20 protein-coding genes and 1 tRNA gene are annotated in these 20,153 nt (G+C 45.4%); 1 reads left to right on the forward strand and 20 read right to left on the reverse strand.

From position 1 onward, the window contains the following. Window positions 1-20: 20 nt before the first annotated feature. The 18 genes from nuoL to rpsO form a co-directional block, all read right to left on the reverse strand. Window positions 21-2,081, reverse strand: a complete 2,061-nt coding sequence (nuoL, locus tag ICN40_RS02235; protein WP_216241824.1) for an NADH-quinone oxidoreductase subunit L — start codon at window positions 2,079-2,081, stop codon at window positions 21-23. Window positions 2,082-2,083: 2 nt separating this feature from the next. Next, a complete protein-coding gene (gene nuoK / locus ICN40_RS02240; RefSeq protein ID WP_072582482.1) occupies window positions 2,084-2,392 on the reverse strand; it encodes an NADH-quinone oxidoreductase subunit NuoK in 309 nt (102 codons plus the stop codon). After that, window positions 2,389-3,036 (reverse strand): NADH-quinone oxidoreductase subunit J, encoded by a 648-nt coding sequence (locus tag ICN40_RS02245; RefSeq protein WP_216241826.1) that lies wholly within the window; start codon window positions 3,034-3,036, stop codon window positions 2,389-2,391. The genes nuoK and ICN40_RS02245 overlap by 4 nt, the downstream gene beginning before the upstream one ends. A 20-nt stretch (window positions 3,037-3,056) precedes the next feature. Then, entirely contained in the window at window positions 3,057-3,548 is a 492-nt protein-coding gene (gene nuoI, locus ICN40_RS02250; RefSeq protein WP_215319862.1) for an NADH-quinone oxidoreductase subunit NuoI, read from the reverse strand. Window positions 3,549-3,559: 11 nt separating this feature from the next. Beyond that, window positions 3,560-4,633 (reverse strand): NADH-quinone oxidoreductase subunit NuoH, encoded by a 1,074-nt coding sequence (gene nuoH / locus ICN40_RS02255; RefSeq protein WP_072582485.1) that lies wholly within the window; start codon window positions 4,631-4,633, stop codon window positions 3,560-3,562. Between the two features lie 8 nt (window positions 4,634-4,641). Then, complete coding sequence (gene nuoG, locus ICN40_RS02260; RefSeq protein WP_216241829.1) at window positions 4,642-6,957, reverse strand: NADH-quinone oxidoreductase subunit NuoG; 2,316 nt, start codon at window positions 6,955-6,957, stop codon at window positions 4,642-4,644. Window positions 6,958-6,989: 32 nt separating this feature from the next. Further along, window positions 6,990-8,288, reverse strand: a complete 1,299-nt coding sequence (gene nuoF, locus ICN40_RS02265) for an NADH-quinone oxidoreductase subunit NuoF (RefSeq protein ID WP_216241831.1) — start codon at window positions 8,286-8,288, stop codon at window positions 6,990-6,992. Then, a complete protein-coding gene (nuoE, locus tag ICN40_RS02270) occupies window positions 8,285-8,791 on the reverse strand; it encodes an NADH-quinone oxidoreductase subunit NuoE (RefSeq protein WP_216241833.1) in 507 nt (168 codons plus the stop codon). Before nuoE ends, nuoF begins: the two co-directional genes overlap by 4 nt. Before the next feature lie 22 nt (window positions 8,792-8,813). Continuing rightward, entirely contained in the window at window positions 8,814-10,067 is a 1,254-nt protein-coding gene (locus tag ICN40_RS02275; RefSeq protein ID WP_072582489.1) for an NADH-quinone oxidoreductase subunit D, read from the reverse strand. Window positions 10,068-10,070: 3 nt separating this feature from the next. Beyond that, complete coding sequence (locus ICN40_RS02280) at window positions 10,071-10,670, reverse strand: NADH-quinone oxidoreductase subunit C (RefSeq protein WP_216241835.1); 600 nt, start codon at window positions 10,668-10,670, stop codon at window positions 10,071-10,073. A gap of 3 nt (window positions 10,671-10,673) precedes the next feature. Beyond that, on the reverse strand, window positions 10,674-11,156 hold the full coding sequence (locus ICN40_RS02285) for an NADH-quinone oxidoreductase subunit B family protein (protein ID WP_011902891.1): 483 nt from the start codon (window positions 11,154-11,156) through the stop codon (window positions 10,674-10,676). A 5-nt stretch (window positions 11,157-11,161) separates the two neighbouring features. Next, the gene (locus tag ICN40_RS02290) at window positions 11,162-11,521 is read right to left on the reverse strand and encodes an NADH-quinone oxidoreductase subunit A (protein ID WP_012357790.1); all 360 of its coding nucleotides are present in this window, start codon (window positions 11,519-11,521) and stop codon (window positions 11,162-11,164) included. 108 nt (window positions 11,522-11,629) lie between these two features. Beyond that, window positions 11,630-11,714, reverse strand: a tRNA-Leu gene (locus ICN40_RS02295). Between the two features lie 86 nt (window positions 11,715-11,800). After that, window positions 11,801-12,145: a preprotein translocase subunit SecG gene (gene secG, locus ICN40_RS02300; protein ID WP_215319874.1), complete on the reverse strand. Its 345-nt coding sequence runs from the start codon at window positions 12,143-12,145 to the stop codon at window positions 11,801-11,803. Window positions 12,146-12,167: 22 nt separating this feature from the next. After that, window positions 12,168-12,926, reverse strand: a complete 759-nt coding sequence (gene tpiA, locus ICN40_RS02305; protein ID WP_216241837.1) for a triose-phosphate isomerase — start codon at window positions 12,924-12,926, stop codon at window positions 12,168-12,170. A 17-nt stretch (window positions 12,927-12,943) separates the two neighbouring features. Continuing rightward, the gene (locus ICN40_RS02310; RefSeq protein ID WP_216241839.1) at window positions 12,944-13,942 is read right to left on the reverse strand and encodes an NAD(P)H-quinone oxidoreductase; all 999 of its coding nucleotides are present in this window, start codon (window positions 13,940-13,942) and stop codon (window positions 12,944-12,946) included. Window positions 13,943-13,964: 22 nt separating this feature from the next. Next, window positions 13,965-16,121 carry a polyribonucleotide nucleotidyltransferase gene (gene pnp, locus ICN40_RS02315; protein WP_216241841.1) on the reverse strand — a complete coding sequence of 719 codons (2,157 nt, stop codon included), beginning with the start codon at window positions 16,119-16,121 and terminating at the stop codon, window positions 13,965-13,967. Window positions 16,122-16,390: 269 nt separating this feature from the next. Then, entirely contained in the window at window positions 16,391-16,660 is a 270-nt protein-coding gene (gene rpsO / locus ICN40_RS02320) for a 30S ribosomal protein S15 (protein ID WP_011902897.1), read from the reverse strand. 217 nt (window positions 16,661-16,877) lie between these two features. Here rpsO and ICN40_RS02325 point away from each other — a divergent pair, with 217 nt between their 5' ends. After that, window positions 16,878-17,474, forward strand: coding sequence for a YSC84-related protein (locus ICN40_RS02325; RefSeq protein WP_216241845.1), 597 nt, complete (start codon window positions 16,878-16,880; stop codon window positions 17,472-17,474). Between the two features lie 24 nt (window positions 17,475-17,498). On the opposite strand, the gene ICN40_RS02330 is transcribed toward ICN40_RS02325, so the two are convergent. Together ICN40_RS02330 and pssA are read right to left on the reverse strand one after the other, a co-directional pair. Next, window positions 17,499-19,046: a 2-isopropylmalate synthase gene (locus ICN40_RS02330; protein WP_216241847.1), complete on the reverse strand. Its 1,548-nt coding sequence runs from the start codon at window positions 19,044-19,046 to the stop codon at window positions 17,499-17,501. Between the two features lie 230 nt (window positions 19,047-19,276). After that, window positions 19,277-20,140, reverse strand: coding sequence for a CDP-diacylglycerol--serine O-phosphatidyltransferase (pssA, locus tag ICN40_RS02335; protein ID WP_216241849.1), 864 nt, complete (start codon window positions 20,138-20,140; stop codon window positions 19,277-19,279). Window positions 20,141-20,153 lie beyond the last annotated feature (13 nt).

Below are 20,153 nucleotides of genomic sequence, written 5' to 3' on the forward strand. Positions count from 1 at the left end.
GCTACTTAAGTAACAAAGGCCTAGCGAACAAAAGGCAGGTAAGCATACAAAACCCAAGCTAACAATACAGCTAGGCCCGCAATCATTGCGAAGGCATAGTGGTAGAGATAGCCGGATTGCAAATGACGAATTACTCCGGCAAAGCGCCCTACTGCATGCGCACTGCCATTAACAAAGAAACCGTCGATGATCTTTTGATCGCCGCGATGCCATAAGAAGCTGCCGATCCAAATAAGACCTTTAGCAAACACGGCTTGGTTGATTTCATCGAGGTAATACTTGTTATCAAATAATTTTTTAATTGGTGCAAATGTTTCGGCAACTTTGGCTGGCAGCTTAGGGGCCCAGAGATAACCAATCGCAGCAGTCAACACGCCAAGCACTACCAGCATTAAGACTGGTGAAGTGAATGCATGAATTGCCATTGCAACCGGACCATGGAACTCATCTTCCAATTCTTTCATCACCGGATGGCGTGCTAAGTCAATAAATATGGAGTCACCAAAGTAAGTTCCGAATAATAGCGGTGAGATGGTGTAGAAACCAATGATCACGGATGGAATTGCCAGAAGGATCAATGGCAAAGTGACAACGAACGGGGATTCATGGGGCTTTTGACCTGGAGCTAAACCATGATGCGCATGATCGTCACCCTGCTCCGCATGATCATGATGATGGTTGTGGGCATGTGAATCCTCATGACCCCAGCGTGCTTTACCGTGGAATACATAGAAATACAAACGGAATGAGTACAAGGCTGTTACGAATACGCTAGCCATGACTGCAAAGTAGGCAAAGCCTGAACCAGGGATATGACTTGCAGCTACCGCCTCAATAATGGAGTCTTTTGAATAGAAGCCTGAGAAGAATGGAGTTCCCACCAGAGCCAGATTGCCTAACAACATCATCAAGCAAGTAATTGGCATATATTTCCAGAGACCGCCCATCTTGCGCATATCTTGTTCGTGATGCATACCAAGAATCACGCTACCTGCTGCAAGAAATAACAATGCCTTAAAGAAAGCGTGAGTCATCAAATGGAAGATGGCTACCGGATATGCAGAAACACCCAATGCGACTGTCATGTAACCCAACTGAGACAAAGTTGAATACGCAACAACGCGCTTGATATCGTTTTGCACAATACCGAGGAAGCCCATAAAGAGCGCTGTGATTGAACCAATCACCAAGATAAAGCTCAGCGCGACATCTGAAAGCTCAAACAGTGGTGACATGCGTGACACCATGAAAATACCAGCAGTAACCATGGTTGCAGCATGAATCAATGCAGAGATTGGTGTTGGACCCTCCATCGAATCTGGTAGCCAAACGTGTAATGGGAATTGAGCTGACTTACCCATTGCACCAATAAATAAACAGATGCAGGTAACGGTCATCAAATTCCAGCTAGTACCAGGTAATGTCTGGGCTGCTAGAGCGGAATTCTGAGAGAAGATCACGTCATATTGCATCGAGCCAGTACTGGCCAACAGAATGCCGATGCCCAAGATGAAACCAAAGTCACCAACGCGGTTAACTAAGAAAGCCTTCATATTGGCAAACACTGCAGACTGGCGTTCAAAGTAGAAACCAATCAATAAATAAGAAACCACACCCACAGCTTCCCATCCAAAGAAGAGTTGCAATAAGTTATTACTCATCACCAACATCAACATAGCAAAGGTGAATAAAGAAATATAGGAGAAGAAGCGGTTGTAACCTTCTTCACCGTGCATATAGCCAATGGTGTAGATGTGGACCATCAATGACACAAAGGTCACGACGCACATCATGGTTGCCGTTAAAGGGTCAATCAGGAAGCCAATATCTAAATTGAGTTCGCCCAATTGCATCCAATGGTAAACAGTTCCATTGAAATAGAAGCCATCCATCACTTGAACTAATACATTGCAGGAAAGCACGAATGCAATGGTTACGCCCAAAATAGTCACAAACTGACTGGCCCCATGACCAATGCGATTGCCGCCTAATTTGGTGCCAAAGAAACCAGCGATGATAGATCCGACTAACGGCGCCAAAGGAATAGCGCAAAGTACAGGTATGTTTAAGGTCAATTGCATGACTAGCCTTTTAGGTGGTCAAGATCATCGGCATTAATCGTGTCAACCTTACGGAAGAGCACAACCAAAATTGCCAGGCCGATAGCTGCCTCAGCAGCTGCCACAGTCAAAATAAAGAATACGAATACTTGACCAGCCATATCACCCAAATAATGGGAGAAAGCCACAAAGTTCATGTTCACCGACAGAAGCATCAACTCAATTGCCATTAGCAAAACGATGACATTCTTGCGGTTTAAGAAAATTCCGATAACGCTAGTTGCAAATAAGATTGCACCCAACACTAAATAATGAGCGAGAGTGATATTCATTTCTTCTCCCCTCTTACGTCTTGCTTTGCACCCATATCTGAACCCATCTTCACAATACGCATACGATCTGCAGCAATCACATTGACCTGCTCGTGAATATCCTGCGATTTTGAATCTTTACGATTACGCAATGTCAACGCCACAGCAGCAATAATCGCTACCAACAAGATCACGCCAGCCACTTCAAAGGCGTAAACATAATCCACAAAGATCAACATTCCCAAAGCTTGGGTATTGTTTGCCATCATCTCTTCTGGCATGAGCTGCACTGGCACATCAGTTCCAATAAAGCTACGAATGATCACAATTGATAACTCAAGAACAATGACGGCACCCATCAAGAAGGCAACCGGTAGAAACTTTTTGAAATCGCGACGTAAATGTTCAGTATCTAAGTCCAGCATCATCACCACGAAGAGGAACAAGACCATCACTGCGCCAACATAGACCAAAATGAGAGCCAAGCTTAAGAACTCGGCCTTGAGCAACATCCAAAGACCTGATGCGCAAAAGAAAGCCAATACCAAGAATAGTGCTGCATGGACTGGGTTACGAGCCGTGATCACACGAAGCCCAGAAATCACCAATAAGCCTGCAAAGCCATAAAAGAACATGGCAAATAAAGTAGATGGATCGAATGTCATATTAGTTAAGCTCGATTCGATTAACGGTAAGGTGCATCAGCTGCACGGTTAGCGGCAATATCTTTTTCGTATTTATCGCCCACAGCTAAAAGCATGTCTTTAGTGAAATACAAGTCACCGCGCTTATCGCCGAAATACTCAAAAATATTTGTTTCAACAATGGCGTCTACTGGGCAAGCTTCTTCACAGAAACCACAGAAAATACATTTAGTAAGGTCAATGTCATATCGGCTGGTACGACGAGTGCCGTCATCACGCTCAGCAGTTTCAATAGTGATGGCATAAGCTGGGCAAACTGCTTCACATAGCTTGCAACCGATACAACGCTCTTCACCATTTTCATAACGACGAAGAGCATGCAAACCACGGAAGCGACTGGATAACGGCGTCTTCTCTTCTGGGTATTGAACAGTAATTTTTGGCTTGAAGAGATAGCGACCAGTAATAGACATACCGACCAAGATGTCTCTTAGCATCAAGCTATCTAGGAATTGGGAAATTTTCTTAAACATGATTTATCAACTTATTTCCAAATATTCCATGGAGAGACAACCCACGCGCCGATAACAACCACCCAAAATACTGAGATGGGAATAAATATTTTCCAACCCAAGCGCATAATTTGGTCATAGCGATAGCGCGGTAATGTAGCGCGTAACCAAATAACGCAGGATAGGAGGAAGAATGTTTTACCAAATAACCAGAAGAACCCTGGAATATCACGCAAGATTGGCAAGTCAACAATCGGCAACCAACCGCCTAAGAACATGATGGATGCAACAGCTGCAATCAAAATCATGTTGGCATATTCAGCCAAGAAGAACATGGCAAAAGACATGCCTGAATACTCAACCATGTGTCCAGCTACGATTTCAGATTCACCCTCAACCACGTCAAATGGATGGCGGTTTGTTTCAGCAACGCCAGAGATAAAGTAAATCAAGAACATTGGTAATAAAGGTAACCAATTCCACGAGAGGAAATTAAGACCCATGCTGGCAAAGTAGCCCTGCTCTTGTGAAGTTACGATGGCGCTTAAATTTAACGAACCCGAGGTAAGCAAGACGGTAACCAATGCAAAGCCCATTGCAATCTCATAGGAGATCATTTGAGCTGATGCGCGCATTGCACCGAGGAATGGATATTTAGAGTTAGAAGACCAACCAGCCAAGATAACCCCATAAACACCAATAGAAGAAATAGCCATGATGTACAGCAAGCCTGCGTTTACATCAGCTAAAACCATCTTTGCCTGAAATGGAATCACAGCCCAAGCAGCAAATGCAGGCATGATCACCATGATTGGTGCAATGAAGTACAAAACCTTACTAGCTTGAGCAGGTGCAATAATCTCTTTCATCAAGAGCTTTAATGCGTCAGCAATTGGCTGCAATAAACCCAGTGGACCTACGCGATTTGGGCCAAGACGAATATGCATCCAGCCAATCAACTTTCTTTCCCAAAGGGTTAGATAGGCAACGCAACCAAACATCGGCAATACGATGATCACAATACGAATCAATGCCCAAACCAAGGGCCACAATGAGCCAAAAATAGCCTCGCCTTGAGTAGTTATGAGGTTCAAGAAATTATCCATCTCGTCCCTTATGCCTTACTAATAGTTACTGGACCAAACATCGACCCCAATTTGGCACTAGCCATGGTGCCAGCAGAAATCCTGACAGCTCCAGGCGCTAAATTCACTTCTAATGTTGCCGGCATATCAACTGAATGAGAGTCTTGGGTAACGCGCACTGCATCACCCTCTTTGAGACCCAATTCAACGAAAGTGATTTTATTTAAGCCTACCTGATTGCCGCGCTTAGCATCACGCGTTAACTGCAAAGCTGAAGAACGCCGTACGATTTGGTCGCCAGCATAAATGTTGACATCTGCCAAACGCTCGAGACCATTGAAAGGCGCTAGATTTCCATTGGCAATCAAAGAGCTAGAAGCTTTGTTATTTAAGCGATTGCAGTAACCATCGTCCAATGCTTCTCCTAGGACTTCCTCAGGAACATTAAACAAGAAACCGTCTAAACCTAAGAGCCCACCCAATACACGCAATACTTTCCATGCTGGACGTGAATCACCTAAAGGTTTTACTGAAGGCTGTACCGTTTGAACTCTTCCCTCTAAATTCACAAAGGTAGAGACTGTTTCTGAGAACACTGAAGTAGGCAGAATGACATCAGCTACCTCCATCAAGTCAGCACTCTTATAAGCGCTCAAAGCAATAACGGTATTAGCCTTTGCCAAAGCCGCACGAGCAGCTGCTGGATTTGGAAAATCTGAATCTGGCTCGATATTCATCAAGATCACTGCGCGACGTTCGCCAGATAAGACTGACTCAACACCTACGCCATTAGCATTCACTAAAGATGCGCCAACGGCATTGCCACCAACTGGCAAGAAGCCTAAGGTAGCACTAGTCTGATCAGCAATAAATTGCGCCATGACGTGCAAGTCAGAAGCGTGGTGATGCGCAATAGCAGCAGAACCAAGCAATACAGCCTTTGACTCACCAGAGAGCAAGCTATCGGCAATCATCTGCGCCGCAGGAGAAATGGTTAGATTAAATGTGCCAACTGGCGCTGTTACTGATTTTGCTTTTGCAACAGCAAGTGCAACTTCACTCAATGCATTCAACCATGCGCTTGGAGCTACTGAAATACCGCTACTTGGAATCAACCAGTCATCACCACCCGCATCAATACGAAATACTTGTAAGGCGCGTTTGCTGGCAGTACGAATACGAGCAGCCAATACAGGCTGGTCTTTGCGCAAGAAACTACCAATAACTAATACACGATCCAATTCATTGATCTTGGTGATTGGCATACCCAACCATGGCGCTGCTGCAGCATTTTTTACATCAGCTTGGCGCAATCGAGTTTCCATTTGATTGGAGCCAAGGCCACGCACTAACTTTTGCAAGAGGTGCAATTCCTCAGTAGAAGATATTGGGTGGGCTAAAGCACCAATCGACTCAGGACCACTTTCTGCTGAAATTGTTTTCAGAGAATGAGCAACATAATCTAAAGCTGACTGCCAATCTGTTTCTAACCACTGGCCGCCCTGCTTCACCATTGGTGTGGTTACACGGTCAGAACTATTTAAACCTTCATAAGAGAAGCGATCACGATCGCTAATCCAGCATTCATTAATGGCTTCGTTTTCTAGAGCAACTACACGCATGACTTTATTAGCTTTAGTCTGAACTGTAGTGTTGGCACCTAAGCTATCGTGCGGACTAACTGAACGCTTACGTCCGAGTTCCCATGTACGCGCTGCATAACGGAATGGCTTGCTGGTTAAAGCGCCAACTGGACACAAATCAATCATGTTTCCAGACAGCTCTGAATCTACCGTCTGACCAACGAAGGTGGTGATCTCGGAATGCTCACCGCGGTTGACCATACCTAACTCCATAACGCCGGCAACTTCTTGGCCGAAGCGTACACAACGAGTGCAATGGATGCAACGTGTCATCTCTTGCATGGAGATCAATGGGCCAACATTTTTATGGAAGACAACACGCTTCTCTTCATCGTAGCGTGAGTTTGATTTTCCGTAACCAACCGCTAAGTCTTGTAATTGACACTCGCCACCCTGATCGCAAATTGGGCAATCTAATGGATGGTTAATGAGCAAGAATTCCATGACAGAACGCTGGGCTTCTACGGCTTTGGCAGAATGCGTAAACACCTTCATGCCTTGAGTTACTGGTGTAGCACAAGCGGGTAGAGGTTTAGGAGCCTTCTCTACTTCAACCAAACACATGCGGCAGTTAGCGGCAATCGATAACTTCTTGTGATAGCAGAAGTGAGGAACGTAGGTGCCGAGCTTGTTCGCGGCGTGCATCACCATCGAACCTTGCGGAACTTCTACAGTCTTACCATCTAATTCGATTTCTACCATGCTCACTTTTAGATATCCCGTGCTCTAAATCTTTATAAAGGTTGTGCAGAATCTAAGCAGCGCTTATGTTCTACGTGATAGGCAAATTCATCCATGTAATGTTTCAACATGCCACGTACCGGCATTGCTGCTGCATCACCTAAAGCGCAAATCGTACGACCTTGAATATTGGCAGCTACGTCATTAAGCAAATCCAAGTCCTCTGGACGTCCTTCACCATGTTCAATGCGATGAACAATGCGCCATAACCAACCAGTACCTTCACGACATGGGGTGCATTGACCGCATGATTCTTCGTGGTAGAAGTAAGACAAACGCTCCAAGGCACGGACCATACAACGGGTTTCGTTCATCACGATCACAGCGCCAGATCCCAACATTGATCCTGCTTTTGCAATACTGTCGTAGTCCATAGTCAGATCCATCATCTGCGCGCCAGGAACAACTGGCGCAGAAGATCCTCCAGGAATCACAGCCTTCAAAGCTTTGTCATCACGCATACCGCCAGCAAGCTTTAAGAGCTCTGAAAATGGAGTACCCAACGGAATTTCATAGTTGCCTGGATGAACCACGTCACCCGATACCGAGAATATTTTGGTTCCACCATTATTGGGTTTTCCAAGCTCTAAATAGGCTGGACCGCCAATGGCCAAAATAAATGGCACAGCAGCAAATGTCTCAGTGTTATTAATGGTTGTTGGCTTGCCATACAAACCAAAACTTGCCGGGAATGGTGGCTTAAAGCGTGGCTGCCCTTTCTTACCTTCTAAAGATTCAAGCAGGGCCGTTTCTTCACCACAAATATAAGCACCCCAACCTGGGGATGCGTGTAACTGGAAGGAAAAATCGCTTCCTAAAATTTTGTCACCCAGATATCCTGCTGCTCGCGCTTCTTCAAGCGCCTCTTCAAAGCGAGAATACACATCCCAGATTTCACCGTGGATGTAGTTGTAGCCAACTGTAATACCCATTGTGTAAGCGCCGATGATCATGCCTTCAATCAAAGCGTGTGGGTTATAGCGCATGATGTCACGGTCTTTAAAAGTACCGGGTTCACCTTCATCACTATTACAAACTAAATATTTTTGTCCCGGGAATTGACGGGGCATAAAGCTCCACTTCAAACCCGTTGGAAAGCCTGCGCCTCCACGACCACGTAATGAAGAAGCTTTTAATTCAGCGATGATGGCATCAGGAGAAACTTTGTCATTAATTAAACGACGTAATTGTTGATAGCCACCACGACTTTCGTAATCTTTTAAACGCCAGTTATCACCATTTAATCCAGCGAGGATTAAAGGCTTGATATGGCGATCGTGCAAGCTGGTCATACTGCTTTCCCTTCTGCACGTAATTCACTCAATAAAGCATCAATCTTTTCTTTGCTCATAAAGCTGCACATGCGCTTGTCATTCACCAGCATCACTGGTGAGTCTCCACATGCCCCCATGCACTCACCCTCTTTCAAGGTAAAAGTTCCACATGGTGTAGTTTCGTTGTAGCCAATACCTAGAGTTTCTTTGAGATATGTTGCTGCCGTTTCACCATGGGTCAATTGGCATGGCAAATTAGTGCAGATCACCAATTTGTATTTACCAATTTGCTTGGTGTTGTACATGTTGTAGAAAGTCGCTACTTCATCAACAGCAATGCTTGGCATTTCTAAAATCTGGGCAACCGTTTCAATAACTTCTGGAGAAACCCAGCCCACCTCAGTTTGAGCGGCGATTAAACAGGCCATTACAGCAGACTGCTTGTGCTCAGCGGGATACTTGGCGATATTGCGATGAATATCAGCCAGTGTTTTATCGGATAGTTGCAGAGTCGTAGTCATTAAATATTCCTTGGCACGCCTATTAGCGGTCAATCTCCCCGAACACAATATCTTGGGTACCAATAATGGTTACTGCATCAGCCAACATGTGACCACGTGACATCTCGTCCATTGCCGACAAGTGCACAAATCCTGGCGCACGAATCTTCATGCGATAGGGTTTATTTGCACCATCAGAAATTAAGTAAATACCAAATTCACCTTTAGGATGCTCAACAGCTGAGTAAGCCTCGCCATCAGGAACGTGAATACCTTCGGTGAATAGTTTGAAATGGTGAATGAGCTCTTCCATATTGGTTTTCATATCCACACGCTTTGGTGGGGAAACCTTATGGTTGTCGCTCATCACAGGACCTGGATTAGCCTTTAACCAAGCTACGCACTGTTTGATGATGCGATTAGATTGACGCATTTCTTCCATGCGCACTAAATAACGATCATAAGAATCGCCATTCACGCCCACTGGAATATCAAAATCTAAACGGTCATAGACTTCATATGGCTGCTTCTTACGCAAATCCCACTCGATACCTGAACCACGAAGCATTGGACCTGTGAAGCCGAGCTGCAATGCGCGCTCAGGAGTCACAATACCGATATTCACTAAACGTTGCTTCCAAATACGGTTATCAGTTAAGAGGTTGCAATACTCGTCAACATTGGCATCAAACCCATTGGTAAATTGCTCGATGAAATCAAGTAATGTGCCACTACGATTTTCATTCAAACGCTTGATGGCAGATGCACTGCGAATCTTGTTCTTGGTGTACTGAGCCATTTGATCAGGCAAGTCACGATAAACGCCACCTGGACGATAGTAAGCGGCATGCATACGTGCACCAGATACCGCCTCATACATATCAAAGATATCTTCGCGATCCCGGAAAGCGTACAAGAAGACAGCCATTGCACCAACGTCCAGACCATGACAACCAATCCAAAGCAAGTGATTCAGCAAACGAGTGAGCTCGTCATACATCACGCGGATATATTGAGCACGCAACGGAACATCAACTTGCAGTAATTTTTCAATGGCCATGACATAGGCATGCTCATTGGACATCATGGAAACATAATCTAAACGATCCATGTAGGGGACGTTTTGAATCCAAGTACGTGTTTCAGCTAATTTTTCTGTCGCGCGATGTAATAAACCGATATGCGGGTCAGCACGCTGGATCACTTCACCATCGAGCTCAAGCACTAGACGTAATACGCCATGCGCAGCAGGATGCTGAGGACCGAAATTGAGGGTGTAGTTCTTAATTTGTGCCATAACTTAAACCGGGCCTCCGTACTGCTCTTCACGAACAATGCGTGGAGTAATTTCTCGTGCCTCAATCGTGACCGGTTGATAGACAACACGTTTTAACTCTGGGTCATAACGCATTTCCACATTACCGCTGATTGGGAAATCTTTTCTAAATGGATGACCAATGAAGCCATAGTCAGTCAGAATGCGGCGCAAGTCTTCGTGACCGTCAAATAGAATGCCGTAGAGATCGAAGGCTTCACGCTCAAACCAATTGGCAGCAGCCCAAACTGCTGTAATTGAGGCTACTAATGGGTAGCTATCATCGGGCGCAAAAACACGAACACGTAAACGCCAGTTGTGTTCCAAAGAAAGTAGATGACTTACAACACCAAAGCGCAGACCGCTCCATGCTCCATCACGGAAATCTTGATAGTCAACACCACATAGATCAATCAATTGCTCAAAAGCAAGCGAAGGATCATCACGCAACAACATGGCAGATTCAAAATAAGTGTCCGCATTAACAACTACAGTCACCTCACCCAATGCAATCTCAATGGATTTAGCGCGCTTACCTAAAACTTTTTCTAAGTTGGCTGCTAATTGAATTAAACGATCTGACATAAATTAAGCCTTCCGCGCAATCGTGCTCGTACGAGCAATCTTAGATTGCAGCTGAATAATTCCATAGATCAACGCTTCTGCAGTTGGAGGGCAGCCTGGAACATAAATATCGACTGGCACAATGCGGTCGCAACCGCGTACTACTGAATAAGAGTTATGGTAATAACCACCGCCATTGGCGCAGGAACCCATAGAGATTACCCAACGTGGTTCTGGCATTTGGTCATAAACCTTGCGGAGTGCTGGAGCCATCTTGTTGCACAAAGTGCCGGCGACAATCATCAAATCGGATTGACGTGGAGATGGACGAAATACGACGCCAAATCGATCCAAGTCATAACGGGAAGCGCCCGCATGCATCATCTCTACCGCACAACAAGCCAGACCAAAGGTCATAGGCCATAAGGAGCCGTTACGCGTCCAGTTAATCAACTGATCCGCAGTGGTAGTTACAAAACCTTCTTTAAGTACGCCTTCTAATGCCATATCTATCACTCCCAGTCGAGAGCGCCCTTTTTCCAGATATATACAAATCCCACAATGAATTCCAATAAGAAAATCACCATAGAGGCGTAGCCAAGCCATCCAATGTCACGTAGCGCTACACCCCATGGGAATAGGAATGCAGTTTCTAAGTCAAACAGGATGAAGAGAATGGCGATTAAGTAGTAACGCACGTCAAACTTCATACGCGCATCTTCGAAAGCTTCAAAACCGCACTCATATGGAGAGAGTTTTTCAGCGTCAGGCTTCGAAGGAGCCAAGATTTTTCCGAGGAACATGGGGACTAATCCCACCCCAATACCTACGAGGATAAAAAGCAGAACAGGAAAGTAATTAGCGAGATTCAAAATAGCCCTGATTCGTTTGTCTGGTAATTCCTAAAAACACAAATTATTACTTATTCCACTACATAAGACATTGATTTGGAGCAAAAAACGCTCATCAATACCCTTTTTTGGTGCCGACGGCGAGACTCGAACTCGCACAGCCTAAGCCACTACCCCCTCAAGATAGCGTGTCTACCAATTTCACCACGTCGGCATCTTGCAAAACTCATCAATTCTACTGCATTGCACAAGTGCACTACCCCAAATTCTGGGCTAGAAAATCTGTAAAAGCCTACTGTTTTACTTAGGAACTGCTGGTTTACTTGGATCCTGTGTTGGGGCTACTGGAGCGGCTGGCGTTGCCGCCGGGGCTACAGTTCCGGAGAGGACACCAGGACTTACTTCCTTCTTGTTACCAATCCAAGTAATTCCTAAAGTACAAAGGAAGAAAACTGCTGCAAAAACAGCCGTTGTATGGGACAAGAAATTAGCAGATCCACTAGCGCCAAAGAGGCTACCAGAAGAGCCCGAGCCAAAGGCTGCGCCCATATCGGCACCCTTACCTTGCTGTAATAGCACCAATAGAATGACAGCCAAAGCTGAAATTACCTGCAATACGATCAATAAAGTCTTAAACCATTCCACAGCTTATCTCCAAATAAAAAATCTATGCCTGACAAATAGCTAGAAAGTCCTGGGGATTCAAGGATGCTCCCCCAACCAATCCACCATCTATATCTGGCATGGCAAATAATTCAACAGCATTGTCAGGCTTGACACTGCCGCCGTACAAAATTCCAACGTGAGATGCAACATCCTCATTAAATTCAGCCAATTGCAGACGAATAGCGCGATGCATATCTTGTGCAACTTGGGCGCTGGCAACTCTGCCTGTACCGATCGCCCATACTGGCTCATAAGCAATTAGGCAGTCAGCAAGACGATCTTGCAAAACACCCGCCTGCTTTGCAACTTGAGCACAAACAATCTCTTCCGCCCTACCTGAATTTCTTTCATCAGCAGTCTCACCCACACAAATCACTGGAGTCATACCATTGTCCAATACCTCGAGGGCTTTAGCAGCAACGACCTCATCAACCTCTTGGTGCATTTGACGGCGCTCAGAGTGCCCAACGATGACATAAGTACAACCAAGTTCTTTGAGCATTGAGGCCGCAACCTCACCGGTATAAGCACCCGAACAATGGGCTGATGCGTCTTGTGCGCCTAGATTCAAAAAAGCCAATGAATGCTCTTTAATCAACTGTGCACATTGGGATAAATACGGAAATGGCGGGCAGACCGCATATTTACGTCCAGATGGCATTCCACTCTCCATGCCACGAGCAACGGTCTTGATCCAATCTTGATTGCTCGCAAGACTGCCATTCATTTTCCAATTGCCGATAACGATGAGTGGTCGCATAGGGATAATGAATATTTCTAAACAGTTAAAACAATTTTGCCAACGTGCTCGGATGACTCCATCAATGCATGAGCATCTGCCGCTTGATCTAGCGTAAACGTTTTATAAATGACTGGCTTCAGTTTGCCAGCATTGAGCAAAGGCCAAACATTCTCAAAAAGCTGCTTGGTAATTTGCTTCTTAAATGAAACTGGGCGTGGACGTAAGGTTGAACCAGTAATCGTGAGGCGACGACGCAAAATCTGATTGGTGCTTACCTCTGCTTTTGATCCACCCTGGATTGCAATAATCACAATGCGTCCATCATCAGCAAGACAGTCAATTTCTTTTTGCACATAAGCGCCAGTCACCATATCAAGAATGACGTTAACGCCTTTGCCATCAGTTGCCCTCTTCACTTCTTCTACAAAATCTTGTGTCTTGTAATTGATGGCGAGATCAGCACCCAATGCTACACATGCGGCACATTTTTCATCCGTACCAGCAGTTACAAATACTTTATGGCCTAAGGCTTTGGCGATCAGGATTGCAGTCACGCCGATACCACTGGAGCCACCTTGAACCAATAAAGTTTCGCCTTCGGCCAGTTGACCACGCATGAAGACGTTGCTCCATACGGTATAAAACGTTTCAGGCAAAGCTGCAGCCTCTTGGTCAGTAAACCCCTTAGGGTAAGGTAAGCACTGGGCTACAGGCGCAGTACACAAGTCAGCGTAACCACCACCTTGAACGAGTGCGCAAACCTTATCACCCAGCTTTAAGCCAAATATGTTGTCAGGATGAGCTAAATCACCGCCGACGATTTCACCGGCAACTTCAAGACCGGGAATATCAGATGCGCCAGCTGGAACCGGGTAATGACCCTTACGCTGTAAAACGTCAGGTCGATTAATTCCAGCTGCCAGAACTTTGATCAAAATTTCACCAGTCCCAGCAGCAGGAGCTACTGGATCAGGGCGAGTAGTTGGCACCAGCATTTCTGGGGCACCAAACTCCTTAATTTCAATAACACGCATAAATACTCCCGACGCTTTTTACTTAAGCCGTTTCGTCAGATGAAGGAGTTGCTTCAGCAGCGCCAGCTAAAGGAGCAATCGTGCCACCCTCATCAGCCATCGCAGCCTTCAATGACAAACGTAAACGACCACGCTCATCAGCAGCAAGCAATTTCACGCGAACCACTTGGCCTTCTGCCAAATAGTCTTTAACTTCTTTTACACGCTCATTAGAAATCTCAGAGATATGCAAGAGACCATCTTTACCAGGAAGAATGTTTACCAAAGCGCCGAATTCGAGCAACTTCACAACTGGGCCTTCGTAGATCTTACCTACTTCAGCTTCAGCGGTAATGCCTTCGATACGAGCTTTAGCTTCAGCCATACCTTCAGCGGAAGTAGAAGCAATTGTTACAGTGCCATCATCTTTGATGTCGATGCTGCAGCCAGTTTCTTTGGTCAAGGCTTGAATTGTTGCGCCGCCTTTACCGATTACTTCACGAATCTTGTCTGGATGAATCTTGAAAGAAACCATACGTGGGGCATGAGCTGACAATTCTGTACGAACTGAACCCATTGCTTCTTGCATTTTGCTCAAGATGTGCAAACGGCCTTCTTTAGCTTGCGCCAAAGCCACTTGCATAATTTCTTTAGTAATACCTTGAACTTTAATGTCCATCTGGAGCGCAGTAATACCGTTAGCAGTACCCGCTACTTTGAAGTCCATATCGCCCAAGTGATCTTCGTCACCCAAGATGTCGGTCAATACAGCAAAACGATTGCCGTCAAGAATCAAGCCCATTGCTACACCAGCAACGTGTGCTTTAACTGGAACACCAGCATCCATCATTGCTAAACAGCCGCCGCAAACAGAAGCCATTGAAGATGAACCATTGGACTCAGTAATCTCTGAAACAACACGGATGCTGTATGCAAAATCTTCAGCACTTGGCAAGACTGGAATCAATGCGCGCTTAGCTAAACGGCCGTGACCAATTTCACGACGCTTTGGGCTACCTACACGACCTGTTTCGCCAGTAGCGAACGGAGGCATATTGTAGTGGAACATGAAACGATCACGGTACTCGCCTTCAAGCGCATCAATGATTTGCTCGTCACGTGCAGTACCTAAAGTAGCAACAACAAGAGCTTGTGTTTCACCACGAGTAAACAATGCAGAACCGTGTGTACGTGGCAATACGCCGTTACGAATTTCAATCGGACGCACAGTACGTGTATCGCGACCATCGATACGTGGCTCACCGTTCAAAATCTGGCTACGAACAATCTTCGCTTCGATTTCAAACAAGATATCGTTAACAGCTACTGCGTCAACATCACCCTCTTCTTGTAACTTAGCAACCACTTCTTTAGTAATTTCTTTGAGCTTGTCTGAACGAGCCCCTTTTTGACGAATCTGATAAGCCTCCCGCAATGGCGCTTCAGCCAATGCAGTTACCTTAGCGATGAATGGCTCATCTTTAGGTGCTGCAGTCCAATCCCACTCTGGTTTACCAGCTTCACGTACCAAATCATTGATTGCGTTGATGGCTGTTTGCATTTGGTCATGACCATATACAACCGCACCCAACATCACTTCTTCAGATAATTGGTTTGCTTCAGACTCAACCATCAATACAGCGGCTTGTGTACCAGCTACGATCAAATCGAGTTCGCTAGTGGCTTGCTCTGTACGAGTTGGGTTCAAGAGGTATTGACCATTAGCGTAACCAACGCGTGCTGCGCCAACTGGGCCAGCAAATGGGATGCCTGAAATAGCCAATGCTGCAGAGGCAGCGATCAAAGCAGGAATATCTGAAGGAACATCAGGGTTGATAGACAACACATGAACCACTACTTGAACTTCATTCAAGAAGCCTTCTGGGAATAAAGGACGCAATGGACGATCGATCAAACGGGAGATCAATGTCTCACCTTCTGATGGACGACCTTCACGACGGAAGAAGCCGCCGGGAATCTTACCTGCTGCGTATGTTTTTTCTAGGTAGTCAACAGTCAACGGGAAAAAAGACTGGCCTGGCTTTGCAGACTTAGAGGCTACTACCGTACCCATTACTACTGTGTCATCAACGTTAACGATAACGGCACCACCAGATTGACGAGCGATCTCGCCTGTTTCCATTGTTACTTGATGGTTGCCCCATTGAAAACTCTTTACTGCTTTTTTAAACATAGTCATTCTGATCTTCTCCAAATTGTTCACGCAAAGCTCACATGAGCATTACGCTTGTCGTGGGATAAAGCAGTGTCACGACAACACTGGAGCGATTTAAGATCACAAGGGATGCCATTCCAGGGAGACTCTGAATCCACCTTCAGAAGCTCATTGGAATGACACAATCCCCTACACAAATAATCTTGAAGCGCCCAAAAAAACATGCCATCTGCTTAAGACTGAATCTGCGAAGAAACAACCCTAAGATAGATGGCATTGCATACCGATAAGAATTACTTACGGAGACCTAATTTCTCAATCAATGCGCGATAGCGATCCAAATCTTTGCCCTTGAGGTAATCCAAGAGGCGACGGCGACGTGAAACCATCTTCAACAAACCACGACGGCTGTGATGATCTTTAGCGTTAGCCTTGAAATGGGGGGTTAATTCATTGATGCGGGCTGTGAGCAATGAAACTTGAACTTCAGGGCTACCCGTATCGTTTGCGCTGCGCGCGTTATCTTTGACGATTTCCGCCGTTTTAATATCAGCAACTGCCATTTTTAATACTCCTTACTTGCGAACACTTGAGCTTTCACCCAGTCTGTGTCGTGCGTGATTAACAAAATAAAACAAAAAAGCTTTAAAAATCAAAGCCATCGAATTGTAGCAGAGCCGGCACGTATTTACCGTATTCCCCATGGAACTTGTTATGCTGTAGGCTTATATTTAGTCAAATAAATACACTTTTCCCATATTAATCAATAACTTATAAAATATGTCCTTACTACATCGCTCACTTATTGGATTTCTCTGCCTCGGATTCGGACTTTTTCAGCCCGCCTATGCCCAGTTTGGATCGTTTTTTGGGCAAGATAAAACGGTTGCAGAGCAACGCCAGGACATTTTGATTAAAAACCAAGCAATTCTGAAGCAACTTTATGAGGCGCAGCCAAAAGCGAAGGATCTCATTGAAAAGTCAGTAGGTTATGCGACCTTTAGTAACTTCGGCATGAAAATTCTAATTGCAGGAGGCGGAACTGGTAGCGGCGTTGTGATTAACAAGGCAAACAAGAAGCCCGTCTACATGAATATGGCTGAAGTTCAGGCTGGCTTGGGCCTTGGCATTAAATCATTCCAAAATATTTTTGTATTTGAAACTGAAACGGCTATGAATGACTTTATTAACTCAGGCTGGACTTTCGGTGGCCAGGTAACTGCTGCTGCGAAATACGAAAAAGATGGCGGCGCATACCAGGATGCAACCGTAGTTGCCCCGGGAGTTTTAATGTACCAATTGACAGACTCTGGCATTGCCGCTGAAATCACCGGCAAAGGCACCAAGTACTATAAAAACACTGACTTAAATAAGTAAATCTCTTTGCAGATGACTCAATGATTAAGGAGTCATCTGTGCATTGAGCTTGGCCTGACTCGGATCATGCAATTTGTTCAAAGCAGATAAATAGGCTTTTGCAGAAGCAGCAATGATGTCTGGGTCTGTGCCTACGCCATTCACAATACGACCGCCTTTTGCCAAGCGTACTGTCACCTCACCTTGAGACTGCGTACCTGATGTAATGGCATTGACAGAATAGAGCAACTGCTCTGCCCCACTCTTCGCAATTTCTTCAATTGCATTCAAACTCGCATCTACTGGACCATTACCTTCTGCTTCAGAGCACATCTCTTTATCACCCATGCGAAAAGTCACGCGAGATTTAGGGCGCTCGCCAGTTTCAGAGTGCTGGCTTAAGGAAATAAATTTATAGTGCTCACCCTCTTCTGCAGCAGCAGAATCAGACATGATTGCAATGATATCTTCATCAAATATCTCAGACTTTTGGTCAGCCAATGCTTTAAATCTGGCGAAGGCTTCATTCAAATCAGCCTCGGCTTCAACGGTGATTCCCAATTCTTGCAAGCGCTGCTTAAAGGCATTGCGGCCAGATAACTTACCCAAAACAATCTTATTAGCAGACCAACCCACATCTTCTGCGCGCATGATTTCATAAGTATCGCGGTTCTTCAAAATACCGTCTTGATGAATGCCTGAAGTATGCGCAAAGGCATTTGCACCAACGACCGCCTTGTTAGGCTGGACTACAAAGCCGGTGATCTGAGATACCAATTTAGATGCTGGAACAATCTGCGTTGCATCAATACCGCAGACCATATCAAAGTAGTCCTTGCGGGTCCGCAAGGCCATCACAATTTCTTCTAAGGCAGTATTACCTGCACGCTCGCCCAAGCCATTGATCGTGCACTCAATTTGACGGGCGCCGCCAATCTTTACACCCGCCAAGGAATTGGCAACAGCCATTCCCAAGTCGTTATGGCAATGCACTGACCAAACGGCCTTATCAGAGTTAGGCACGCGGGTTCGCAAGGTCTTAATAAACTCGCCATATAACTCGGGAGTGGCATAACCTACGGTATCTGGAATGTTGATGGTAGATGCGCCCTCGTTAATAACCGCCTCAACTACTCTGCATAAGAAATCCATTTCCGAGCGATAACCGTCTTCAGCTGAAAATTCAATATCTTCAGCTAGGTTACGAGCAAAACGAATGGAACGCTTAGCCTGCTCTAAAACCTCTTCTGGAGACATGCGTAATTTCACGGCCATATGCAATGGACTTGTTGCCAAGAATGCATGGATACGTTTTGCGTTTGCTGCTTGCAATGCATCAGCAGCTCGTGTGATGTCCTTGTCGTTAGCTCTAGCCAATGAACAAACAATAGAGTCCTTAACGGCAGCTGCAACTGCAGATATTGCCTGGAAGTCACCCTCCGAGCTAGCGGCAAAGCCTGCCTCGATCACATCTACTTTAAGACGCTCTAACTGACGCGCAATGCGTACTTTTTCGTCTTTGGTCATAGATGCACCTGGTGATTGCTCACCATCGCGCAAGGTGGTATCAAATATGATTACTTTATCGCTCATCACTACTCTCCGGTTTTAAACAATTCTGAACTTCTTCAGATAACTCAAACTCATAAAACAAAAACCCCAGCAATTAGCTGGGGCTGGTATGTGGTGGTTAATGATTCTGCTTTATCTCATTAACTCAGGCCTTACCCGCCCCAAGCCTTAGGCTTAGTGCTAGCAGAAGGAGGCCAGTTAAAGGCGAGAAATTCATCAACATGGAATTAATATACCCCAAAAATAGGGAATTAGCCAAAACGTTTACCGCTGAGACGCTCCCAAGCCCAAATTACATAGCCAGAGATGGAATAAATCACGAATAAACCAAACAGCGTTAATGGCGGGTTTGAGGATATTAAGACAAAAGTCAAGATCATTAAAACCATCACACCAAATGGCACGCGGTAACGGACATCCAAGGCCTTACCACTATAAAAGCGAGCATTAGAAACCATAGTCAGTCCGGCATAGACGGCGATAAAGAAGGTAATCCAAGGGATTGCTGTATCGCGAACTGGAATCTTATTATCATCAGCCAACCAAATAAAGCCGGCCATTAATGCACCTGCAGCAGGACTTGGCAGGCCTTGAAAAAATTTCTTATCCACTACACCGGTATTCACATTAAAGCGCGCCAATCGCAAGGCAGCGCCAGCACAGTATGTAAATGCCGCCAACCACCCCCACTTACCCAAATCTTTTAATGCCCATTCATAAGCGACCAATGCAGGCGCAACACCAAATGAGACCATATCAGCAAGAGAATCGTACTGCTCACCGAAAGCGCTTTGAGTGTTGGTCATACGTGCCACACGCCCATCCATGCCGTCCAATACCATTGAAGCAAAAATGGCGATTGCCGCAATCTCAAACTGGTGATTCATTGCATTCACAATCGCATAAAAGCCACAAAACAAAGCTGCGGTTGTAAAAGCGTTTGGAAGAAGATAAATGCCCTTGCTGCGTAGGCGGAGCTTTTGAGGATGCAACTCCTCAACTTCGTAATCAATACCATCACCTAAGTCTTCAGCCCATTGATCTTGTGAAGAAGTCAGACGTTTCTGAGAGAGGCGGCTACGGTCAATACGACCACGACGGCGAAATGTAGTCAAAGAATATCCCAGT

It is taken from the genome of Polynucleobacter sp. Fuers-14, from assembly GCF_018882045.1.
Taxonomy (GTDB): domain Bacteria; phylum Pseudomonadota; class Gammaproteobacteria; order Burkholderiales; family Burkholderiaceae; genus Polynucleobacter.

What these genes read in the sequence shown, in the direction of transcription:
- ICN40_RS02325 (WP_216241845.1), top strand. Translation starts at nt 16,878, where the DNA reads ATGTCCTTACTACATCGCTCACTTATTGGATTTCTCTGCCTCGGATTC.
- ICN40_RS02275 (WP_072582489.1), bottom strand. Translation starts at nt 10,067, where the DNA reads ATGGCACAAATTAAGAACTACACCCTCAATTTCGGTCCTCAGCATCCT.
- nuoL (WP_216241824.1), bottom strand. Translation starts at nt 2,081, where the DNA reads ATGCAATTGACCTTAAACATACCTGTACTTTGCGCTATTCCTTTGGCG.
- ICN40_RS02330 (WP_216241847.1), bottom strand. Translation starts at nt 19,046, where the DNA reads ATGAGCGATAAAGTAATCATATTTGATACCACCTTGCGCGATGGTGAG.
- ICN40_RS02285 (WP_011902891.1), bottom strand. Translation starts at nt 11,156, where the DNA reads ATGGCATTAGAAGGCGTACTTAAAGAAGGTTTTGTAACTACCACTGCG.
- ICN40_RS02280 (WP_216241835.1), bottom strand. Translation starts at nt 10,670, where the DNA reads ATGTCAGATCGTTTAATTCAATTAGCAGCCAACTTAGAAAAAGTTTTA.
- nuoH (WP_072582485.1), bottom strand. Translation starts at nt 4,633, where the DNA reads ATGGATAATTTCTTGAACCTCATAACTACTCAAGGCGAGGCTATTTTT.
- ICN40_RS02245 (WP_216241826.1), bottom strand. Translation starts at nt 3,036, where the DNA reads ATGACATTCGATCCATCTACTTTATTTGCCATGTTCTTTTATGGCTTT.
- rpsO (WP_011902897.1), bottom strand. Translation starts at nt 16,660, where the DNA reads ATGGCAGTTGCTGATATTAAAACGGCGGAAATCGTCAAAGATAACGCG.
- tpiA (WP_216241837.1), bottom strand. Translation starts at nt 12,926, where the DNA reads ATGCGACCACTCATCGTTATCGGCAATTGGAAAATGAATGGCAGTCTT.
- nuoE (WP_216241833.1), bottom strand. Translation starts at nt 8,791, where the DNA reads ATGACTACGACTCTGCAACTATCCGATAAAACACTGGCTGATATTCAT.
- ICN40_RS02310 (WP_216241839.1), bottom strand. Translation starts at nt 13,942, where the DNA reads ATGCGTGTTATTGAAATTAAGGAGTTTGGTGCCCCAGAAATGCTGGTG.
- nuoF (WP_216241831.1), bottom strand. Translation starts at nt 8,288, where the DNA reads ATGACCAGCTTGCACGATCGCCATATCAAGCCTTTAATCCTCGCTGGA.
- nuoI (WP_215319862.1), bottom strand. Translation starts at nt 3,548, where the DNA reads ATGTTTAAGAAAATTTCCCAATTCCTAGATAGCTTGATGCTAAGAGAC.
- pnp (WP_216241841.1), bottom strand. Translation starts at nt 16,121, where the DNA reads ATGACTATGTTTAAAAAAGCAGTAAAGAGTTTTCAATGGGGCAACCAT.
- nuoG (WP_216241829.1), bottom strand. Translation starts at nt 6,957, where the DNA reads ATGGTAGAAATCGAATTAGATGGTAAGACTGTAGAAGTTCCGCAAGGT.
- nuoK (WP_072582482.1), bottom strand. Translation starts at nt 2,392, where the DNA reads ATGAATATCACTCTCGCTCATTATTTAGTGTTGGGTGCAATCTTATTT.